Origin of the sequence: Clostridium lundense DSM 17049 (assembly GCF_000619945.1) — a bacterium.
Classification (GTDB): Bacteria; Bacillota; Clostridia; order Clostridiales; family Clostridiaceae; genus Clostridium_AO; species Clostridium_AO lundense.
The window spans coordinates 280,290-301,927 of record NZ_JHVC01000001.1; the positions used below are offsets into that span (position 1 = coordinate 280,290).

Consider the following 21,638-nt stretch of genomic DNA (forward strand, 5'->3'; position numbering starts at 1 on the left):
GGAAGGAGTAAGAAAATGGACATTTTCACAATGGTAATAGGTCTTTTCGGAGGACTAGGTCTATTCCTGTATGGTATGAAGCTTATGGGAGATGGGCTTGAAAATGCAGCAGGGGATAGATTGAAAATATTTTTTGAAAAAATAGTTTCTAATCCAATTAAAGCTATATTCACAGGAACTATAGTTACAGCAATTATTCAAAGTAGTAGTGCTACTACTGTAATGGTAGTAGGATTTGTTAATGCAGGACTTATGAATTTATATCAAGCTGCAGGGGTAATAATGGGAGCTAATATTGGTACAACCGTTACTGGGCAGTTGGTTGCTCTTAATTTAACTACAGCAGCACCTATATTTGTTGGAGTAGGAGCCTTAATGGTTCTATTTTCAAAAGGTAACAAGATAAAAGAAATTGGAAGTATTATATTAGGATTTGGTATTCTTTTTATAGGAATGAAGACTATGTCATCTTCTATGGAACCACTTTCACATTCAGAAGGATTTAAAAGTATTGTAGCTACATTATCATATAATCCAATATTAGGAGTGCTTGTAGGATTAGGATTGACTGCTACAGTACAAAGTTCATCAGCTACTATTGGTATACTTATAGCACTAGGAACTAATGGATTGATTCCTATACAAGTAGCTTTACCGGTTTTGTTTGGAGATAATATAGGAACTTGTGCTACAGCGCTTTTATCTAGCATAGGAACAAATAAAAATGCTAGAAAAGCTGCTCTTATACATCTAACATTTAATGTTATTGGAACAATTATATTTGTAATAATATTAAAGCCAGTATCTTCTTTAATAGTTTCAATAACTCCTGATAATATTGGAAAACAGATTGCTAATGCACATACATTCTTCAATATAGCAAATGTTATAATACAGGCACCATTTATCAAGTATCTAGTAGCTTTTGTTAATAAAGTTATTCCAGGAGATGCAGAAGAGGAACACGTTGGAATACAGTACATAGATGATAGATTATTGGAAACTCCAGTAATTGCAGTTGGTCAGTGCTCAAAGGAAATAGTTGCTATGGCTAATAAAGCTAAAGAAAGTTTTAAATTTGCTGTAGAATCACTAGAAACTGGGGATGAAGCTCTTATAAAAAGAGTTGGAGAGGAAGAAGATCTAATAGATTTATTAGAAGAAGAAATAACTAAGTTCCTTGTTAAGCTTTCCAATACTGAGATTTCAAAAGAGCAAGTAGATATAGTAACTTCTATGTTCCGTGTGGTAAAAGATGTGGAACGTATAGGAGATCACGCAAAAAATATTGCGGATTTATCTGTGGAGAAGGTTTCCAAGAGACTAATTTTCTCTGAGGAAGCAATGGGAGAATTAAAAGGCATATATAAATATACTTTAGATGCTTTAGATAAATCTATTACTTCTTTTGAACGTAATGATGTTAATATAGCTAAATCTGTATATGAAGTTGAACAAAAAATAGATGATTTAGAGGAAGAATTAAGGGATAATGATATAAAGAGATTAAATTCATCTGCTTGTGAGGCAAGAGTAAGTGCTATATATTTAGATATAATTAGCAATTTTGAAAGAGTAGGAGACCACTCTTTAAATATAGCTGAAGCTATTCTTAACATAAATCATTTGAAAAAGTTGGATGAAAATTCAACAGGTATCCAAAAAACAGTAACAATTAAATAATATTATAAAATAAGAGGAGGTTAAGCCTCCTCTTTGTGTTATCCAATAGGATTATCTTCCTTATTTTTTTCTTCGGAATTTGATTCTTCATTGTTCAAATTATCTAATTTTATTTCAAAACTAGAATTTGCTTCTTCAGAAGAACACCCACAACAACTATTGGTTTCAGGTTCATTTGTTTTAGTACCATCGCAGGATAAATCCTCTAAATCTTCAATTTCCACTACTCGATTATTTAGATTTTCATCTTTTTTTGAATTTTTATCCATAAGTTTTTTATATACATAAGTGCCTAATCCTACTGCAGCAGTCATAATAGCAATTTTACCCAAAGTATTATTATTCTTTTTCATAATATTTTATTCCTCCTTTTGTTTTTATAGTAATTTCCAAAGACAATAAAAAGTCTTTTTTACATCATTATATACATAATGTATTCTCTTTATTCTATTTTATACTTAAATTCAACATTTAGAATGATATTCAGTATATTTTACTATTATATCATAAATTTTACAATGGAAATCAATATTATATATATTTATTCGAAAAATCTTTTAAAAACTTTAACAAGAAAAAGATAATGTAAAGTTATTGTAAATTATATTATAAAAGTGCATAATATTTCCATAGTATGTTATAATCAATTATGTACCGACTAACGACAAACTAAGGAGGGTTTAAAATGGAAGGAATTATTAAAGCTTTTGCAAGAAATGAGAAAGCTAGAATAGCAAGAAGAGAGGGATTTATACCAGGAGTGGTTTATGGTAAGGATGTAGAGAATTCATCCGTAAAATTTGAAAAAACAAAACTTATAAATTTATTAAAAGAAAAAGGTGAGAAAGCAAAAATAAATTTTTACCTAGATGATAAGAAAAAGCAGGGTATAATAAAGGAAGTATCAAGAGATTTAGCTACAGGTGAAATAGTGCATATAGATGTTCAGGCTGTTGAAGGTAAGGAATCAGTTAAATGGACTGTACCTGTTATATTCGCTGAAAAAGATTTATTAAACAATAGAGATCTTTACCTTCAGGTGTATAGTAATGAAGTAGATGTAGAAGGAGACTCCTCAAAAATTCCTGATAATGTTGAAATAGCAGTAAATAATATGCAATTTGGTGAGGAAATAAAGATAAAAGATTTAAAATTAGATTCTTCTATCAAATTATTAAAAGATCCAGACACAATTTTAGCTGTAATAACAAACGCATAAAAATAAAGGTGGAGTTTTTTTATCCACCTTTATTTTTTAATAATTACAATAAGTCTTTATAAGCAACGTGTCCATACATAGTTGAAGCATTTAAAATTGCATTAACTACAGCTCTTTCTACAACTCTAGCGGCTAGCAATCCAATTACATTTATATCAGACTCTACTTTTCCTGTAGCCATAGTAAATAAGGTATCGCCGTCAAACATGGAATGGGCAGGTCTCATAGTTCTACCATATCCATTATGAGCCATAGAAGCTACTTTATTAGCTTGTGATTTTGTAAGTATAGCATTTGTGGCTACTATACCTATAGTAGTATTCCCTGCAAACAAATTCTTTTTTTCATTATAATTCTTTATCATAATTTCTTCTGTATTAAGAAAAGTTCCATCTTTCTTTAAGGCTCCTGCAAGTATTCTACCATTCTCAGGCTCTATTACATCACCTAGGCAGTTTACAGCAATCAAAGCTCCAACCTGTAAATCTCCTACTTGAACGCAATAACTACCCAGCCCTCCCTTCATTGAATACTCAGGGCCTAGGAATTTTCCAACAGTAGCACCAGTACCAGCACCCACATTACCTTGTAGATCTTTAATGTTATTTTCTGAATGTATACAAGCTTTATAGCCCATATCTTTATCAGGCCGTATCTTACTATTTCCTACAGTTAAATCGAAAAGAACAGCAGAGGAAACAATGGGAACCTTAGTAACTCCTACATCAAAACCTACATTTCTTTCTTCTAAATATTGCATTACTCCACTAGCAGCATCAAGACCAAAAGCACTTCCTCCAGCTAATACTACTGCATGAATTTTTTCAATAAGATTAACTGGGTTTAAAAGATCAGTTTCTCTAGTGCCAGGAGCCCCACCTCTTACATCTACCCCGGCAGAAGCTCCTCCTTCACATATTACTACTGAACAACCTGTACCATCCTCAATACTTTGTGCGTGGCCTACTTTAATTCCTTCTATATCTATAAAATTTATTTCTTTCATAACTAATTCTCCTTTTAAAAAGATACGCTATACTTTTTTATATTGTACTATAAAAAACTCCTGACCTAAAGCCAGGAGTTGAAATTTACTTTTTGAATTTTTTCACTGCCATAACTACAGGAATTGTAATTAAAACAGAAATAGCGGCTTCAGGTAATCCATTAGTTAGTCCAATGGCAATTATACCTTTTTTAGCAGCAGAAACACTTATATTAAAAACTTTTGCATATCTTTCAACATATAATAAGTACATTAATCCTAAAACACCAAAAGTATTTGTGATAGAACCAATAAAAGCTCCTATGCCAATCTTTATAGAGTTATGATTTGTTTTAATCATATTATAAAAATAATATGACACTATACCTATAAGAATTCTAGGTAAAACTGATACTATTGGATTTACAAAAACAAAAAATAATGGTGTAGGATTTGTGATAGCTTGTATAACACTAAATATACCAAAAATTAATCCAATCATACCACCTACTACAGGACCTTCTAGTATGGCACCTATAATAACAGGAATATGCATAATTGTAGCTTTAACTGGTGGAATTGGTATAAACCCTAATCCAGATATACCAAGTAAGATAGAGATTCCAGACAGCATTCCGATGACAGCTAATTGTCTTGTGTTAAACATTGGTGAGCTCTTTAATTTTTTTTCCATAATAGTTACCTCCGTTCTTATTCCTTTTTAGGATATAATTCGAATTTTTCTTATTAAACTTATAAGCGTTCAGTTTCATAAGAATACCGACGAAAACATTTTATCATGTTTTTGCATAAAATCAAATACTTTTGTTAAAAGTTTATCAACAATATTTTTAATATATACTTAATTTCCAAAATATTCGAACGATAATCACATATGGAAAATATTATGTAGGAAAGAGTCGCTCTTTATATACATAGGAATATAATATTTTATAATTTTGCAAAGATTTTTGTTGATAATGTAACGTAAATAATACAATTTTAAAGGATAAAAATGATATTAAAATACAAAAAATACTTAATTTATAATTGTCAAGAAAGGAGAAAAATATGGACATTGTAACAGTTGGCTTTTTAGTATTTGGTTTTTTAATAATGATTATTTCCTTTATATTAGAAGGAGGACATATAACAGCACTTCTAGCACCTACAGCAGCTATGATAGTTTTTGGTGGTACTGTTGCAACTGTTGGAGTTTCTTTCCCTGCAAGTACATTAAAGAAACTTCCTAAGATATTTGGAGTATTATTTAAAAAACATGACGGAAATTTAGTAAAACTTATAATTTATTTTAAGGAAGTAGCTTATAAAACAAGAAAAGATGGTCTTTTAAGTTTGGAAAATGACTTAAGTGATAATAACATGGATCCATTTATCAAAAAAGCATTACAGCTTATTGTTGATGGAACAGATCCACAGGTTGTAAAGGGAGTGCTTGAATTAGATGTAGAAGCAGCGTCAGAAAGACATAAAGAGGCAGCGTCCATGTTTGAAGCAGCAGGAGGATTCTCTCCTACTATGGGAATAATAGGTACAGTTATGGGACTTGTACATGTTTTAGGTAGTTTGGAGGATCCAAGTAGTTTAGGACCTAAGATAGCGGTAGCTTTTATTGCGACTTTATATGGAGTTGGTTTTGCTAATTTAGCGTGGCTTCCAATTGCTGCTAAATTAAAAGCTTTAGATAATGAAGAATTTAAAGAAAAAGTTTTAATTATGGAAGCTGTACTTGCTATACAAGAAGGTGTTAACCCTAATACTATATCGGAAAAATTAAAAGGATTTTTAGATAAACAGCAATTAATTGAATTTGAAAAATTAGATAGGGTGGCGGGATAATGAAGAAAAAAGGTCATGAAAAAGAACCTAACCATGAGAGATGGCTTCTTACTTATTCAGATCTAATAACACTTTTAATGATATTTTTTGTTATTATGTATGCTTCTAGTAATATAGATACTACTAAATATAAAGCTGTAAGTGACTCCTTTAGTGTGGTTTTTAATGGTACAGGTAAAACTATAGTTGGGGATGATAACTCTCCAAGTATTTCTGAGACAAAACCAACAATAAATCAAGAAACTACTGAAAAATCAAAAATTGAAGAGATTAAAAATCAAGTAGATACATATTTAAAAAATAATGGAATGAAAGGTACTGTTAGTACTAATATTGATGAAAGAGGATTAGTAATAAGTTTGAATAATACTCTATTTTTTGATATTGGGAAAGCAGAAATTAAGCCCGATTCTCAGAAGAAGCTTATAGAAATAGGAAACATATTAAACAAAATAAATAATTATATAAGAATAGAAGGTCATACAGACAACATACCTATTAAAAATGATAGATTTCAGTCTAATTGGCAGCTTTCTTGTGAAAGGGCTGCAAATGTTACTATGCTTTTAATAGATAAGGCAGGGATTCCTCCTCAAAAACTTTCAGCTGTGGGATACGGTGAATGGAGACCAGTTGATAGTAATAAAGATGAAAGAGGTAGAATTAGAAATAGAAGAGTAGACATAGTAATAATGGATAGCAAATTTAATCAAATAGAAAATAATAAAAAATAATGGCTAGAAACTGATAGTTCTAGCCATTATTTCATGACCTTTTTTTGTAGGATGAATACCATCAATAAATAAGGAATTAAAATTTTCAGTACTACATTTAAATGCTTTATAGAAGTCAAAAAACTTTATATTGTACCTGATACAAAAATTAAGCATTTTGCTTCTATAATCTTCAATATTAGCATTCACTAGAGAATAATCTATATTTGAATCCCAAAATTTTTTAGCTAAAGTACTGTGAACAGGAATTTGAATACCTAAATATGGGCAGATACTTTTTTGTTCCATTTCAGTGATAATAGTACATATATTGTCTATTACTCTAGTTATATTATAACCCATTAAGAAATCATTGGTTCCACCCATAATTATAACAGAAGAAGGTTTTAAATTTATAACATCATCAAAGCATCTAAAAAGCATACCAGAGCTAGTGTCGCCATTTAAACCTTTGTTTATTATGTCTACATTTAGATTTTTTCTAATAATGTCACACCAATTTTCCCCAGGATAAACTCCATAACCATATGTAATACTATCCCCTAAACAAACAATTTTCATCTTATCCTCCTTAAAAAATATTGATAATATGCCTACGTTTTAAAATAGTATAACATATTAAATTACTGAAATCATTATTTTAGTTTTAAAAGAGGATTTTGAAAAAAAATGTAGAATTTAATACCTAAATTTACTTTGATAATCAAAATAATATTTTGGATAGCAAAAGGAGGACTAGCATGAAAAAGTTTAATTTAAAGAAAAGTTTAAAGACAGAGCTAATGATTTTTATTATTTCAATATTGGCATTATTGGTAGGTAGTATTTTAATTATAACTAATATTCAAACAAGAAAGTTGGCAACAGAAAATATAAAAACTAAGCTTAATTCAAATGTAAATTTAATTATTAAATACTTGAATAAAACATATCCAGGTGAATGGATAGTTAATGGGGATAAACTGTACAAAGGTGATAAATTAATTAATAATGATACGGAATTTGTGGATGAAATTAAAAAAGAAACTGAGGTAGCAGCTACTATATTTTTAAATGATACAAGAATAGCTACAAATGTAATAGATCAGGGAAAAAGAGCTGTTGGAACAAAGATGTCTAAGGAAGTATATGAAAGCGTAATAAAAAATGGCAACATTTTTTCAGGTCAAGCAAATGTATTGAATAGCAAATATGAAACAAAATATATACCTATAAAGGATAAGGATAATAGAGTAATAGGAGCTCTCTTTATTGGTGTAGAAAAAAGTATTATAGATAAAAGTATAAATAATATTTTAATGGTAATTATTTTTATATCTTTAGTGCTGCTTTTTATATGCATACTTTTAGCTAATATAAGAACAAATAAGCTTGTGCTTAATATTAAAGAAGTTCTATATAGTTTAAATATACTTTCTACTGGAGATTTAACAAGTTTATGTTTAATTAATTCAACAGATGAAATTAAGGATATAGGGAATGAATTAAATGCAACAATAAATAAAATTAAGGATCTAGTAAAAAATATAAAAGATAATTCTAATAATATAAAAAAAGACTCAAAAAATTTATCATATGTATCTGAAGTAATGCTTGCCTCTTGTGAAAGTGTATCCCAAGCAATTGGAGATATAGCAAAAGGTACAGATAGTCAGGCAAATGATTTAATAGGTATTTCATCAATTTTAAATTCTTTTGGAGAATTACTAGATAATATTATAAAATCTATAAATAATATTAATATGGGGTCAGTGGAAATAAATTTTAAGGCTAATAATAGTAGCAAAGAATTAGAAAAATTATATTCATCAATAAATAAAATAAATGGTACATTAAAACTTGTTACAAAAAGAGTAGGAAATTTAGATAAAAATATTAGAAAAATTAATGAAATAACAATAGTTATAAATAACATAGCAGATCAAACTAATCTATTGGCTTTAAATGCTTCCATCGAAGCTGCTAGGGTAGGAGAGCAAGGAAAGGGGTTTGCAATAGTAGCAGAGGAGATAAGAAAATTAGCAGAAGAAAGCAAAATGTCTTCTAAAGATATAAACAATTTAATTGAAGACATATCAAGGGATACTGAGGAAGTAGTATTTACAACAGACTATATGGGTAAAGAATTTAATGAGGGAATTAACATAATAAATTCATCTATTGAATCTTTTAAGGAAATAATAGATGGTATAAATGATATAATCCCTAAAATATACGAGGTAAATGAGGCAGCTTCAAAAATTGATGAAGATAAAAAAGAAATAATAGAGAAAATAGAAAGTGCGTCTTCAATGGCTGAAGAAGTTTCAACATCCTCAGAAGAGATACTAGTAGCATCTCAAGAAATGTATTCTTCTTCGCAAAAAGTTGTAGACAGTATACAAAATCTTAATAATTCTGTAGAGAATATAGGACAAAATATAGATGTGTTTAAAATTTAACCATTTTATTATTGTAAGAAATTTAATCATATTGCTATTTATGTTATAATTAGGTAATAGTTATACTGTTAAGATAAGTAATTTTAGTTTTAGATGAATATTTGTTAAAAGAAATATACCAATTTAAATTAACTTTTAAGAAATTTATTTAGGAGTGTAGCTATGATATAAAATTACAAAGGGGGGAGATAGCTCTACTAGAGCAAAGCTTATGAAAATTAAAAGACTAAGGAAAATTAATGTTTTATTTATTACATTTTTAATTATTTTTTCATTTAAAAATGTAATAGTAAAGGCAGAAGGACTTTCGGCACAATATAATATGGATCTGATTTTTAATCAAAAGGACAAATCATTAGATGGGTTGGAAAAGGTAATTATTAAAAATGATTTGGATAAGGAATTAGATAAAATAGTATTTCATTTATATCCAGATTCTTATAATGATTATAGTACTCAACCTTTACTTGGGAGATCCGGAAAACAATATGGAAAAATAACTAAAGAAGAAATAGGGGATATAAAGATAAAGAAGGTTTTGGTAAATGATAAAGAAGTTAAATACACTGAAGATAAACAAGTATTAAAAATAGATTTAAATGAAACTTTAAAGAAAAATAAAAGTATTCAAGTTTGTATAGAATTTAAACTAAAAATACCTATGGGAACCGCAAGACTTGGATATAATGAGGAAGTATATTCACTTACTAATTGGTATCCCATATTATCTATATATGATGTGAAAGAAAATAAGTGGGATGAAACTCCTTTTCATCCTATAGGAGAGTCCAATTATAGTGATGTAGCTAATTATAATGTAAAGATTAAAGTTCCAAACAATTTTGTAGTTGTATCCACTGGAGAAGAAAAAGAAAGTGAAGTAAAAAAAGATGAAAAGACATTTATATTAACAGCAGAGAATGTAAGAGATTTTGTTATAATCATGAGTCCACATTTTAAAGTAATGTCCAAGGAAATGGATGGTATTAATGTTAATAGTTACTATATAGCAGATAAGGATTCAAAAGGAGAAGAAAAGTGTGCGAAGGAAATATTAGATATAGCTGCAGAGGCTGTGAAGTTTTTTAGTCATGAATTTGGTAAGTATCCTTATAAAGAGTTAGACATAGTGGAAACTTATTTAGCAGGTGGAGCTATGGAGTATCCACAAATTATACAGATGTGTAAATATGATGATTATATTTTGGATATGGAGGATACTCCTTTTTTATTAGAGGCAGCGGTACATGAAGTAGGACACCAATGGTGGTATGTAACTGTAGGTAATAATGAATTTAAGGAACCTTTTTTAGATGAATCATTTACTGCATTCTCTACAGCATATTATTTTGATAAAAAGGAAGATGAGTATTCATCAAAAGGTATAAAAGCAAGCTTAAGGGATATATATGTATATATTGATGAAAGATCAAACATTGAACCTAAAAAGATTTCATCCTCAGTAGATAATTTTAAAGAAATGTATCAATACAATACTACTATCTATAAAAAGGGAGCTTTAATATTGGAGGATCTAAGGAATAGAGTAGGGGAAGAAAAATTTAAAGAGATAATGCAGGAGTATTTTAAAAGATTTAAGTTTAAAAATTCAACAATACAGGGCTTTTTAGGAGTAATTGAAAATAAAAGTGGCAAAAGCGTGAGAGATTCTATAGAAAAATCTTTAAATGGAGATAAATATGTTCCTAAAAATTTAGAATTAACTTCTGAGGATAGTAAAAAGATAAATAACAAAAGAAAGAAAAGTTATCTTTCTCAAAAGGAAAATCAACAAGGCATGACAATGACAAGTGTTAATTTGAGAGGGTTAAATAATGAAAAAATAATTATAGTAAAGCCTTCTAATTTAGATTATAAAGAAAAAGCTGAATTGGATAATTTCTATAACTTTGTAAAAGAAACTTTGTATGGGATTGAAGACAATTTAATTATTACTAAAGAAGATAAAGATATAAAGGAAGAAGATATTAAAAATAATAATTTGATTTTATTAGGCAATTCCTGTAATAATAAACTACTAAACAATAACTTAAAAGATTTGCCTATAAGATTAAATAAAAATGAAGTTAGCGGAAAAAATCTTATGATAAGAGGAGAAGATATTTCTGGAGCTTTTATATGTAAAAACCCTAAAAATGATAATAAACTTATTTTATCTCTATTTTGGACTCAGTCTATACCTAAGATTATGGAGATTGATTCAGAAACTCCAGATACCATAATTATTAAAATGAAGGATAATAAGTATTTTAGGGGTAGAATTTAAATTAATTAATAATTATTAAGAGAAGCTAGTTCAAGGCTTCTCTTAATTTACTTTTTAAAGAAATATATGAGTTCTTTTTCATGGTGTATTTTTACAGCATTCTCATAGGTATATTTACATATCTGGCTAATCTATTATTTACTACTGCCCAATTTATATTTTCTATAAATCTATCCATATATTTAGTTCTGTCTATGCCAAAGTCTATCATGTAAGCATGTTCATAAACATCCATTACTAAAAGAGGACAAGAAAGCCAAACTGCACCTACATCATGGGCATCGGAGCCTATGATATGAAGTTTATTATCTAGAGGATCCATAGCAAGAATAGCCCAACCTCTCATTGAAAGGCCTACCTTTTTTAAGTATTCTAAAAAGTTTTCATAGCTTTTAAAGTCTCTAATAATTAGGTTTAGAATTGGTCCGAAAGGTTTGTTATTTCCACCTAGCATATTTTCAAAATATAATTGATGAAGTTTTACTCCATTTAGCGAATAGGTTTCTCCTAGTTTTAAACTTCTCATAGGGCTATAAGTAGAATTTCCTTGCCCATATTTATCTGCATCTATAGGCATATTCCAAAGTTCATTTAGTTTATTTACATAGCCTTCGTAGAGTTTATAATGCTCTTGTAATTGTCTTGAACTTATTCCTTTAACTGTAGAAAAATTATAGTTTTGCTTTTTGATCTCTGCCATATTTACTCCTATCTAAATAATTTATACTGTATTATTTTATGCATGTTGAGTTAATAATGTTAAAAAGGAAATTGTTGAAAAAAACTATTGACTTGGCTAATGTTTTAGTGTACTATTTGTATAGTACACTAAAACATTAGATAGGGAGGAGAATATGAATATTAAATTTGATGAAAAAACTCCTATATATATTCAAATAATGGATTACATTAAAGAAAGTATTATTTCTGGGAAGATAAATCCAGGTGATAAACTTCCATCTGTTAGAGAAATGTCGGCATTGATTAAGGTTAATCCTAATACTTTACAAAGAGCTTATCAGGAATTGGAAAGGGAAAACATTACCTATACACAAAGGGGCATGGGAACTTTTGTTAAGGAGGATGAGGAAATGATACGATTATTAAAAAAGGATATGGCGAAAGAGGTAATAAATTTATTTATTGAAAGAATGAAAAATATAGGTTTTACAGAAAAAGAGATAGTTAAGATTGTAGAAGAAAAGTTACAAGAGGAGGAAAAGTAATGGATATTTTATTAAATACTGAAGAATTAACTAAAAGTTATTTTGGTAAAAAAGCATTAAATGAAGTTAATGTGAAGATACCTAAAGGAAAAATAGTAGGTATATTAGGCCCTAATGGTAGTGGTAAAACTACTTTGCTAAAGATTATGGCAGGACTATTAAAGCCATCTTCAGGAGAAATTTTAATAGATGGAAAAGAACCAGGTGTATATACAAAATCTATAGTAGCATATTTACCTGATACAAATTTTTTATATAAATGGATGAAAATAAAAGATGCTATAGGGTATTATAAAGATTTCTATAAAGATTTCGATGAAGAAAAAGCGTGGGAATTATTAAAATTTATGAATTTAGATCCAGATAGTAAGGTTACAAGCTTATCTAAAGGTATGACAGAAAAATTGAATTTAACACTAACCTTAGCAAGAAGAGCAAAACTTTATATATTAGATGAACCGTTAGGAGGAGTAGATCCAACTACTAGAGAAAAAATATTAGATGCAATACTTCAAAATTATAATCAAGATAGTTCAATGTTAATAACAACCCATTTAGTTAATGATATAGAAAGACTATTTGATGAAGTAATATTTATATCTAATGGAAGTGTTGTTTTATCAGGAGATGCTGAAGAATTAAGATTAAAGAAAGGAAAGTCAATAGACGAACTTTATAGGGAGGTATTTGTGTAATGGGCAATTTAATTAAATATGAAATTAAAGGATACTGGAAGGAAACATTAGGATTAATAGCTGTAGTTATTATAGCGAATATATTATTACTTACAAAGGTGGAGGTTTGGACAAGACAGACTGTAGTAGCATTAAGTACATTTATAACTGTTGCATCTATGGTTGTGGCATTTGTATGGAATATAAAAAACTTTAGTAAAGATTTAAAAGAAAATACTGCTTATTTATTGTATACATTACCAGTGTCTACTAATTGTTTACTAGCTTCTAAATTAGTAGCATCTTTTATACAATATACTGCAGTGTTTTTAACTAATTGTATATTTTTATATTATAATGCTATAAAGATAGCTCCTGATATAAATAAAGCTATAAGTAATTTAAATATATGGTTTATACTTTTAAGTGTTTTCTATCATGTAATAACATATATGGGTTTTTTATGTGTTATTTATTTTTCAATATCAGTAGGTAAAGTAGCTGTTAAAAAGAAAAGAAAAATTGCGAAATTAGGATCATGGATAGTATTTATATTAATTTGCGTAGGTATATCTAAAATTTCAGATATATTGGATAAATTTTTCCCTCAAACATTTGCTATGAAAGCAATGAACCTAAATATTATGTCGGGAGATAGCATGAAAATCATGATGCCAGAATCTTTAATAAATATAAATATAGCACAAGCTACTCTTGATATTTGTATTGCGGTGGTGTTTTTTATAGCTACTTCATATCTTTTAAGAAAAAAATTAGATATATAAAGTAATTCTTGGGTTCAGATGGAAAAACTACTTTTTCCATCTGAATCTTATTAAGAGAGTTCTTATAAGCTTTGCTTCTTAGAAATCCTTATTCTTTAGCAGAAGAACTTATCCAAGAGCGTAGCTATAGAATAAATTAATAATTGGAGATGATTAGTTTTGAAATTAGTATTTGGAATAGCTTTAATAATTTTAAATCTCATACAGTATAAAAATACTAAGAATAAGTATAATCTTTTAATAGCTATTGCTATAATGTTAATTATTCCATTTCAAACTCCTATAAAAGAATATATTAATAATATTATTAGGGATATTACTTTTGGGAGTTCATTCATATTTTTCCTTTGGAGCATATATTTCAAATTTAAGGATACAAGGACGAAGGTTAGTGTGTAATTTATTAAAATTTATTATTAAGATGTAAATAATTTTGATATAATTAATTAAAATAAAAAGGGAGGGATAATATGAATTCACATGAAATTGATTATAAAATATATGGAGATGACATGCAGGTTGTAGAAGTAGAATTAGATCCTGCTGAAACAGTTATAGCAGAAGCAGGTGCTATGATGATGATGACTGAAGGCATAAGGATGGAAACTATATTTGGAGATGGTGGAAATAGCGGTGGAGGATTTATGGATAAACTTTTTGGCGCTGGAAAAAGGGTTCTTACTGGAGAAAGTTTATTTATGACTGCTTTTACTAATAACGGGTACGGAAAACAAAAAGTAGCTTTTGCTGCTCCTTATCCTGGTAAGATAATACCTATGGATTTAAGTATGATGGGTGGAAAAATAATTTGCCAAAAGGATGCTTTTTTGTGTGCTGCTAAGGGAGTTTCTGTTGGTATAGATTTTAGAAAAAAATTAGGAGTAGGTTTCTTCGGAGGAGAAGGGTTTATCCTTCAAAAGTTAGAGGGAGATGGACTGGCGTTTGTTCATGCAGGAGGAACCATAATAGAAAGAGAGCTATTTCCAGGAGAGCTATTAAGAATAGATACAGGATGTTTAGTTGCAATGACAAGGGATGTTCATTATGACATAGAATATGTAGGAGGAATAAAATCTGCATTCTTTGGAGGAGAAGGATTATTTTTTGCTACAGTAAGGGGACCAGGAAAAGTTTGGATACAATCATTACCTTTTAGTAGATTAGCAGATAGAATATATTCTTCAGCACCACAAGCAGGTGGAAAAAGAAGAGAAGAAGGTAGTTTTTTTGATATAGGAAATTTCTTTGATGGAAATTAAAAACAAATTTATTAACTGTATACCACAAAAAACCTTGCTTAATATATTTATTAATAATAGGTTTTTTGTGGTATAATTATTTTACTAGAAAGGTGGGAAAATACTATGAAAAGAGTCAATAACAAAAAGAAATTATTAGGATTTATTTGTACTCTTTTATTTACTTTATTCTTTTCTGTAGGAAGCGGAGCAGTACATGCAGCAACTAGTGACAGTGATACTTTAAACCAGATAAGAGCTTTAATAAAAAGTAGTTATATAAAAGATGTACCTAATGAAGTGTTAAATTCTAGTGATATTGATAAAATAATTAAAGGGGTAAATGATCCCTATACCCAATATTTTTCACCAGAAGACTTTAAAAACTTCGTAAATTCAATAAATAACAGATTTTGTGGAATTGGAATATATAATGAAGAGTCTTCTGAGGGAATAAAAGTAAAATCAGTTATAGATAGTTCACCAGCATTTAAGGCTGGTTTAAAATCAGGAGATATAATAATAAAAGCTGATGGGCAAAATCTTAAGGGATTAGATTTAGCAGCAGCAGTTAAATATTTAAAAGGGGAAGAAGGTACTACAGTAAATTTAGAGATTTTAAGAGGAGAAAGTGCTTTGAAATTTACTGTGGAAAGAAGAGAAATAGATTTACCAACAGTACAATGGAGTGTTTTACAAGGTCATATAGGATATATAAGAATATTATCTTTTGGAGAGGATACTCCAGAGCTTTTTTCTAAAGCAATAAATGAACTTAGAGAAAAAGCTGTAGATAAATTTATAGTAGATTTAAGAGATAATACAGGAGGATATACTAAATCAGCATATGATATAGCAGGCTATTTTATTGGAGAAAATACTACTATAACTATGAAGGATAAATATAATAAAGAATATGAGTTTAAAGGTATAGGTCATGGATATACTATAGATAAAGACACTATATTCTTAATAAATGATTATACAGCTTCTGCTTCTGAAATATTATCAGCAGCGGTTAAGGATTATAAAAAAGCTTTTTTTGTTGGAATAAAAAGTTATGGAAAAGGGGTACAACAAACAACTTTTTCATTAAGAGATGGAGGAATATTAAAACTTACTACTCATAGCTTTTATTCACCTAAGGGCAATGAAATACATAAGGTTGGTATAACTCCAGATTTTGACACAAAAAACATGAATTCATTAGCTGTTGCGGAACTTTTATATTCTGGTATTAATAAAATTGATAAAAGAGATTTGATAAAAGTAGTAATAAATAATAAAGAATTTATAATTGATTTAAATAAAGCTAGAGATAATAAATATTGGAAAGCATTTAAGTATATTTTAGAAAATGTTGATAAAGATAATATCTATATAGGAACAAAGAGTGAATGGGTAAAGGCTAGTAAAGAGCAATTAGATAAAAAATTTAATATATACTTCAATGATTTTAAAAGATTACCACAAATAGTAAAAGCAAAGGATAATGTAAGATTTACAATTAAGTTTAATAAAGACATAGATGCCAATACTATAAATAACAATAATATAAAATTAATAAGGGAAGATACTTTTGAAGAAACAGAAGTAGAATATAAAGTAGAACAGGGAGATAAGGTTATTCTTACTCCAAAGGAAGCGGCCAAAATTGGGGAAAATTATTTTTTAATGGTTCAAAACATTAAAGGTAAAGATGGAAAAAGGTTAAATATGAAAACCGTTTTAAGTATAGATATTAAATAAATATATTTAAAAAAAGTTCACATGAGGCTCCTAATTTTAGGAGCTCTTTTGTTAGAAATGATACAAAAAGTTTGCAAAAGGTTAATAAAGATAGGTTATAATTATGATAATATATACTTAAAACAGTTATTATCTACAAGGAGGCTATATAATGGGAGTTAATTATTCAGAAGGCTTGAATAATATAAAAAATGCCTTTAAAAATATAAAAAATAAACTAATAGAGAAAAAAGATTTTTTAATAATAAAATGTCCTAATTGTTCGCAAAAGTTAAGGCTTCCCAGAGGAAAAGGTAATATATTAGTTACTTGCCCTAGATGTTCATTTAAATTTAAGTTAAAAACTTAAATATAGTAATAGTTTTTATATGTTGAAAATAAGTGAGTTTATAACTCATTTATTTTTTTTGATATGTATCAATATTGATAGTTATCACTATTGATACATATCACTATTGATAATTATTTGTTTAATGATATAATTTAATATATAAAGTGGAATACTAGATAAATAAAGACAAGTTTCAATGTTTAAAGGGAGGAAATTTAGGTGGAAAAAATTGCGTTAATTACTGACACTGCTGCAGATCTACATGATGATGTAGTTGAAAAATATAATATTCATGTTCTGCCATTTAGAATAATATATAAGGACAGGGAGTATAAGGATAGGATAGATATAACTCCCAAAGAAGTGTATGACAATTTAGATAAGGAGGTTCCAACTTCTTCATTACCTTCAATGCAGGATATGGAAGATACTTTCACTAAGCTTGAAGAAGAAGGATACACTCATGCTATAGTTGTAACTTTATCTTCAGGTTTATCAGGTATTTATAATGCTGCAAAATTAGTTAGTGAAAATCATCCAACAATAAAGACATATGTATGTGATTCACAATCTATATCAGCAGGAGAAGGTATTATAATAGAAATTTGCGCTGAATTAATGGAAGAAGGAAAAGGTTTTGACGAAATAGTTAAGGAAATACCTAATATAAAAAATAGAATTGATGTATTTTTTGTAGTTGGAACCTTAGAGTATTTAAAAAGAGGTGGAAGAATAGGAAAGGTTTCTGGAACTATTGGAGAATTACTTAATATTAAGCCTATAATAGGAATAGACAAGAACGATGGTAAATATTATACTTATGATAAGGTAAGAGGAAGAAAGCAATCAATAAATAGACTCCTTGAAATAGTAGGAACTAAATTAAAAGAAGGTAAATATAGGGTTCGTGTAATGAATGGAAATGCATCAGAAGAGACTAATAAAGTATTTGAAAAGATTAAAATAATGGAAAACGCTGTTGAAGTTAAGCTAGGAGGAGATATAAGTCCTGTTTCTGGTGTTCATAGTGGTCCTGGATTAATAGGAGTGGTATTAATAAAGGAGCAATAGAATGAGTAATTTTGAAGACACAAGAGCAGAAGAAAAAAGATTATATGAAGAATATAAAAAGAAATTAGAAGAGTTAAAGAAAGTAGAGAAAGAAAAAGAAGCAGTAGGGCAAGTTTTCACAAAAGGCCTACTGCCTCTATATGCTTTATTTATATTAAGTTTGGGACCTACTAATGGTAATGACATAGCAAATCAGATAGGGGAAAGAACTAATGGACTTTGGATACCAAGTACTGGTGGAATTTATCCTCTTTTAAAAAGATTAGAAAAACAAAAATTAGTAGAAGGAAAATGGGATGATTCAAAAAATAAAATACAAAAGATATATACACTAACTGATTTGGGAATTGAGGAATTAGAGGGGAAAAAAGAGCTGTTAAAAAATAAAATAGAAGAAGCATTAGAAGTGTTTAATATAGTATATAAAGATTTGTATAAAAAACAGTAAATTTGGTTTAATTTTAACTAATTTGCTGTTTTTATTATGTATAAATATATTAAATATGATATAATATAGGAAAACATAGTTATAACTTCTATTAGGGAGGAAGTTTATGAAATATTTTCACAGAAATTTAGGTAAAATACTTATTAGTACAATATTTTTTACTTTTTTTATAAAATTCACTGTACATTCGGCAGATTTCTTTTATGAAGGATTAGAAGTTGATAAAAATGTTCCTACAGATAAGGTGTGGAATATAAAATTTAATTTTCCTTTAAATGAAAGTACTATAAATAAGAATAATATTTATGTATGCGATAGCAATAATAATTATAAAAATGATATAAACTTAATATATAATAAAGATAAAAAAATGATACAAGTTCTTCCCAGTAGTGATTATGGAGATAAAGAAAAATATTATCTTCATATAAAAAATGGATTGCAAGCCATTAATGAAAGTTTCCTTAAAGAAGAAAAAATAGTAGCTTTTCAGACTTTTATTGATAAGAGAAAAGAAGTTATAATTATAAATACAGAAGAGGATCTAGAAAAAGTTTTATTAAAAGCCATAATGAATAGAGAAAATAACATAGTGTTAAATATGAAGGGGTTAGGAGAAGAATATAAGGGAGCTATAGAAAAGATTAAAAATAAAATAATCAAAGAGAATCCTAAATTATATTGTTTTAATGATATAAAACTGTTTTATAGATATGATGAATTTATGAATATTGATTTATCTGAGGTTCGTTTATATATTGATTATTTTTATTTTATAGACAATAATTATTTGGATTATGATTTGTTAGGCAATGTTAGCTGTAGTTTAGATAAAAAAGTAATAATATGTGGAGATTTTGGTAAAATACAAGTTAAATGCCTAAGTGAAAATGAAAATATAAAAAATATAAGTTATTCAATAGATAAAACTAATATAATTGATATAGACAACAGCGGAAATATAAAAGCTATAGGCGAAGGTGAGGGGTTAATTAAAGTAAAATATGAAAAATATTCAAAAAATATTGAAGATAATAATATTTACGAATACTTTTTCTACATTCCAATCAAGGTAATTTCTAAGAATAGTAAGGTTGTAGGAAGTAAAGATGAATTATACAATGCAGTAAATGAAGATTTTAATAAAGGAATAAGTGATATTAGTATATATATAGATAATAAATCAATGAATCCGTTAGAAATAGAAGATGTGATAAATGGCATATTTAAGGAAGATTATACAGGATACTATTCTATAGGAAACATAAATTATGATTATACTAAGGTTAAAATTACATATCCCTATAATATATCTAAAAAAGATTATTTAAGTATTAGGAAGAATTTAGAGAATAAAGCAGATGAAGTGATAAGCAAAATAATTAAAAAGGATATGAATGATCTCCAAAAGGAATATGCAATACATGATTATATTGTAAGTAATACAGCATATGATTATGATAATTTTATAAAGGGAACAGTACCTAATGAAGGTTATTATCCATTTGGAATATTAATGAATGGAAAAGGAGTATGTAATGGATATGCTCTAACCATGAAAATGTTGTTAAATAAAGTAGGAGTAGAATGTGAAAAGGTAGATGGTACTACTAGTGAAGGAGAACATGCATGGAATATTGTTAAAATAAATAATAATTATTATCATGTAGATACAACTTGGGATGATCCTGTACCAGATGATAAAAATAAAATAAGCTATCAATATTTTAACATGACAGATGATGAGATAAGTTCCGATCATTTCTGGGATAAATCTATATATAGTGAATGTAATAATAAAGATTTTCAATTTCTAAGGAATAGGTGATTTTATGAATAAAAAATTAGTATTATCAGGCTTTGGAAATGTTGGAAGGGAATTTGTAAAACTAATTTATGAAAAGAAAGAGGATATAGAGAAAGAATATGGTATAAATTTAATTTTATGTGGAGTTATAGGAAGAGAAGGATGTATTTTTGAAGATAAAGGTCTTGATTTATCATTACTTTTAAAATGTGATAAAGGATCTAAAGGAATATTACAATATGGAAAAATTAATAATGATTCTTTTTATGATTACCCAGTATTTGAGGGAGATATACTTATAGAGTGTAGTAATAGTGATATATACAATGGAGGAGCTGCACTGAATTATATTTTTAATTTTATAAAAAGAGGTATAGATGTAGTAGCAGTATCTAAAGGGGCTTTAGTTACTAATTTTACCAATATTGTACAGTTGGCGAAAGAGAATAACGTAAGGCTAAAATATAGTGGAGCTACAGCAGCGGCATTACCAACTATAGATATAGGGTATTATAGTTTAGCAGGAGCTAAGATAAAATCTATAATTGGTATATTAAATGGTACTACAAATTATATATTAACTAAAATGGAAAAAGAAAACGTTTCAATTGATGAAGCTTTGGAAGAAGCTATAAAAAAAGGTATTACAGAGAGAGAAAACTCTATGGATATTGATGGAATAGATAGTGCTTGTAAATTATTATTATTAGCAAATAGCTTTATGAAAATAGAGTATAAATTGGACCAAATTTCCATTGAGGGAATAAGGAACATAGGTATAGGGGATATAAATAAGGCTAAAGGAGAGAATAAAGTAATAAAGCTATTAAGTAAAGCATATTTTAATGATAATGAAGTAGTTTTGAAAGTTTTACCAGAAGCAGTAGATAGAGATCATCCTATGGCTTCTATAAAAGGCACTAATAAAGGAGTAATATTTAATACAGATACTATGGGAGAAATATGTGTTTTTGGAGGAGAGTCCAATCCAAGAGGAGCAGCAGCTGCTGCTATTAAGGATGTAATAAATATTTGTAGGGAATAATTAAATAAAAGGGGAGGGTTTGATTTATCAAACCCCCCATTTTATTAAATTTAGG

Annotated in this window: 21 protein-coding genes; 16 read left to right on the forward strand and 5 right to left on the reverse strand. The window is 28.1% G+C overall.

The window, feature by feature from the left end; genetic code table 11:
- Positions 1–15 precede the first annotated feature (15 nt).
- Positions 16–1,683 carry a Na/Pi cotransporter family protein gene (locus T514_RS0101295; protein WP_027623113.1) on the forward strand — a complete coding sequence of 556 codons (1,668 nt, stop codon included), beginning with the start codon at positions 16–18 and terminating at the stop codon, positions 1,681–1,683.
- Between the two features lie 38 nt (positions 1,684–1,721).
- Here T514_RS0101295 and T514_RS0101300 read toward each other — a convergent pair whose 3' ends face one another.
- Positions 1,722–2,036, reverse strand: coding sequence for a hypothetical protein (locus tag T514_RS0101300; RefSeq protein WP_027623114.1), 315 nt, complete (start codon positions 2,034–2,036; stop codon positions 1,722–1,724).
- A 332-nt stretch (positions 2,037–2,368) separates the two neighbouring features.
- Here T514_RS0101300 and T514_RS0101305 point away from each other — a divergent pair, with 332 nt between their 5' ends.
- Entirely contained in the window at positions 2,369–2,902 is a 534-nt protein-coding gene (locus T514_RS0101305; protein ID WP_027623115.1) for a 50S ribosomal protein L25, read from the forward strand.
- A gap of 43 nt (positions 2,903–2,945) precedes the next feature.
- Here T514_RS0101305 and T514_RS0101310 read toward each other — a convergent pair whose 3' ends face one another.
- Together T514_RS0101310 and T514_RS0101315 are read right to left on the reverse strand one after the other, a co-directional pair.
- Positions 2,946–3,908: a P1 family peptidase gene (locus tag T514_RS0101310; RefSeq protein ID WP_027623116.1), complete on the reverse strand. Its 963-nt coding sequence runs from the start codon at positions 3,906–3,908 to the stop codon at positions 2,946–2,948.
- Between the two features lie 85 nt (positions 3,909–3,993).
- Positions 3,994–4,581, reverse strand: coding sequence for an ECF transporter S component (locus T514_RS0101315; RefSeq protein WP_027623117.1), 588 nt, complete (start codon positions 4,579–4,581; stop codon positions 3,994–3,996).
- 377 nt (positions 4,582–4,958) lie between these two features.
- On the opposite strand from T514_RS0101315, the gene T514_RS0101320 reads away from it, so the two are divergent.
- Together T514_RS0101320 and T514_RS0101325 are read left to right on the forward strand one after the other, a co-directional pair.
- On the forward strand, positions 4,959–5,747 hold the full coding sequence (locus T514_RS0101320; protein WP_027623118.1) for a flagellar motor protein: 789 nt from the start codon (positions 4,959–4,961) through the stop codon (positions 5,745–5,747).
- Positions 5,747–6,481 carry a flagellar motor protein MotB gene (locus T514_RS0101325; RefSeq protein ID WP_027623119.1) on the forward strand — a complete coding sequence of 245 codons (735 nt, stop codon included), beginning with the start codon at positions 5,747–5,749 and terminating at the stop codon, positions 6,479–6,481. The genes T514_RS0101320 and T514_RS0101325 overlap by 1 nt, the downstream gene beginning before the upstream one ends.
- 3 nt (positions 6,482–6,484) lie before the next feature.
- Here T514_RS0101325 and T514_RS0101330 read toward each other — a convergent pair whose 3' ends face one another.
- A complete protein-coding gene (locus T514_RS0101330) occupies positions 6,485–7,042 on the reverse strand; it encodes a GDSL-type esterase/lipase family protein (protein WP_027623120.1) in 558 nt (185 codons plus the stop codon).
- Positions 7,043–7,221: 179 nt separating this feature from the next.
- On the opposite strand from T514_RS0101330, the gene T514_RS0101335 reads away from it, so the two are divergent.
- Complete coding sequence (locus tag T514_RS0101335; protein WP_027623121.1) at positions 7,222–8,922, forward strand: methyl-accepting chemotaxis protein; 1,701 nt, start codon at positions 7,222–7,224, stop codon at positions 8,920–8,922.
- 211 nt (positions 8,923–9,133) lie between these two features.
- On the forward strand, positions 9,134–11,209 hold the full coding sequence (locus tag T514_RS0101340) for a M1 family metallopeptidase (protein WP_027623122.1): 2,076 nt from the start codon (positions 9,134–9,136) through the stop codon (positions 11,207–11,209).
- 91 nt (positions 11,210–11,300) lie between these two features.
- On the opposite strand, the gene T514_RS0101345 is transcribed toward T514_RS0101340, so the two are convergent.
- The gene (locus T514_RS0101345) at positions 11,301–11,909 is read right to left on the reverse strand and encodes a superoxide dismutase (RefSeq protein WP_027623123.1); all 609 of its coding nucleotides are present in this window, start codon (positions 11,907–11,909) and stop codon (positions 11,301–11,303) included.
- A 154-nt stretch (positions 11,910–12,063) separates the two neighbouring features.
- Between T514_RS0101345 and T514_RS0101350 the strand changes: the two genes are divergently transcribed.
- From T514_RS0101350 to T514_RS0101400, 10 genes are all read left to right on the forward strand, one after another.
- Complete coding sequence (locus T514_RS0101350; RefSeq protein WP_027623124.1) at positions 12,064–12,435, forward strand: GntR family transcriptional regulator; 372 nt, start codon at positions 12,064–12,066, stop codon at positions 12,433–12,435.
- Positions 12,435–13,130 carry an ABC transporter ATP-binding protein gene (locus T514_RS0101355; RefSeq protein ID WP_027623125.1) on the forward strand — a complete coding sequence of 232 codons (696 nt, stop codon included), beginning with the start codon at positions 12,435–12,437 and terminating at the stop codon, positions 13,128–13,130. Before T514_RS0101350 ends, T514_RS0101355 begins: the two co-directional genes overlap by 1 nt.
- A complete protein-coding gene (locus T514_RS0101360) occupies positions 13,130–13,894 on the forward strand; it encodes a hypothetical protein (protein ID WP_027623126.1) in 765 nt (254 codons plus the stop codon). Before T514_RS0101355 ends, T514_RS0101360 begins: the two co-directional genes overlap by 1 nt.
- A 470-nt stretch (positions 13,895–14,364) precedes the next feature.
- Entirely contained in the window at positions 14,365–15,153 is a 789-nt protein-coding gene (locus tag T514_RS0101370; RefSeq protein ID WP_027623128.1) for a TIGR00266 family protein, read from the forward strand.
- A 105-nt stretch (positions 15,154–15,258) separates the two neighbouring features.
- Complete coding sequence (locus T514_RS23645) at positions 15,259–16,881, forward strand: S41 family peptidase (RefSeq protein ID WP_051541691.1); 1,623 nt, start codon at positions 15,259–15,261, stop codon at positions 16,879–16,881.
- A 151-nt stretch (positions 16,882–17,032) separates the two neighbouring features.
- Positions 17,033–17,230, forward strand: coding sequence for a hypothetical protein (locus T514_RS23650; RefSeq protein WP_051541693.1), 198 nt, complete (start codon positions 17,033–17,035; stop codon positions 17,228–17,230).
- A 201-nt stretch (positions 17,231–17,431) separates the two neighbouring features.
- Complete coding sequence (locus tag T514_RS0101385) at positions 17,432–18,283, forward strand: DegV family protein (protein WP_027623129.1); 852 nt, start codon at positions 17,432–17,434, stop codon at positions 18,281–18,283.
- A gap of 1 nt (position 18,284) precedes the next feature.
- A complete protein-coding gene (locus T514_RS0101390; protein WP_027623130.1) occupies positions 18,285–18,731 on the forward strand; it encodes a PadR family transcriptional regulator in 447 nt (148 codons plus the stop codon).
- Positions 18,732–18,837: 106 nt separating this feature from the next.
- Positions 18,838–20,559: a transglutaminase domain-containing protein gene (locus T514_RS25500; protein WP_051541695.1), complete on the forward strand. Its 1,722-nt coding sequence runs from the start codon at positions 18,838–18,840 to the stop codon at positions 20,557–20,559.
- 4 nt (positions 20,560–20,563) lie between these two features.
- Positions 20,564–21,583, forward strand: coding sequence for a homoserine dehydrogenase (locus T514_RS0101400; RefSeq protein ID WP_027623131.1), 1,020 nt, complete (start codon positions 20,564–20,566; stop codon positions 21,581–21,583).
- Positions 21,584–21,638: the final 55 nt, after the last annotated feature.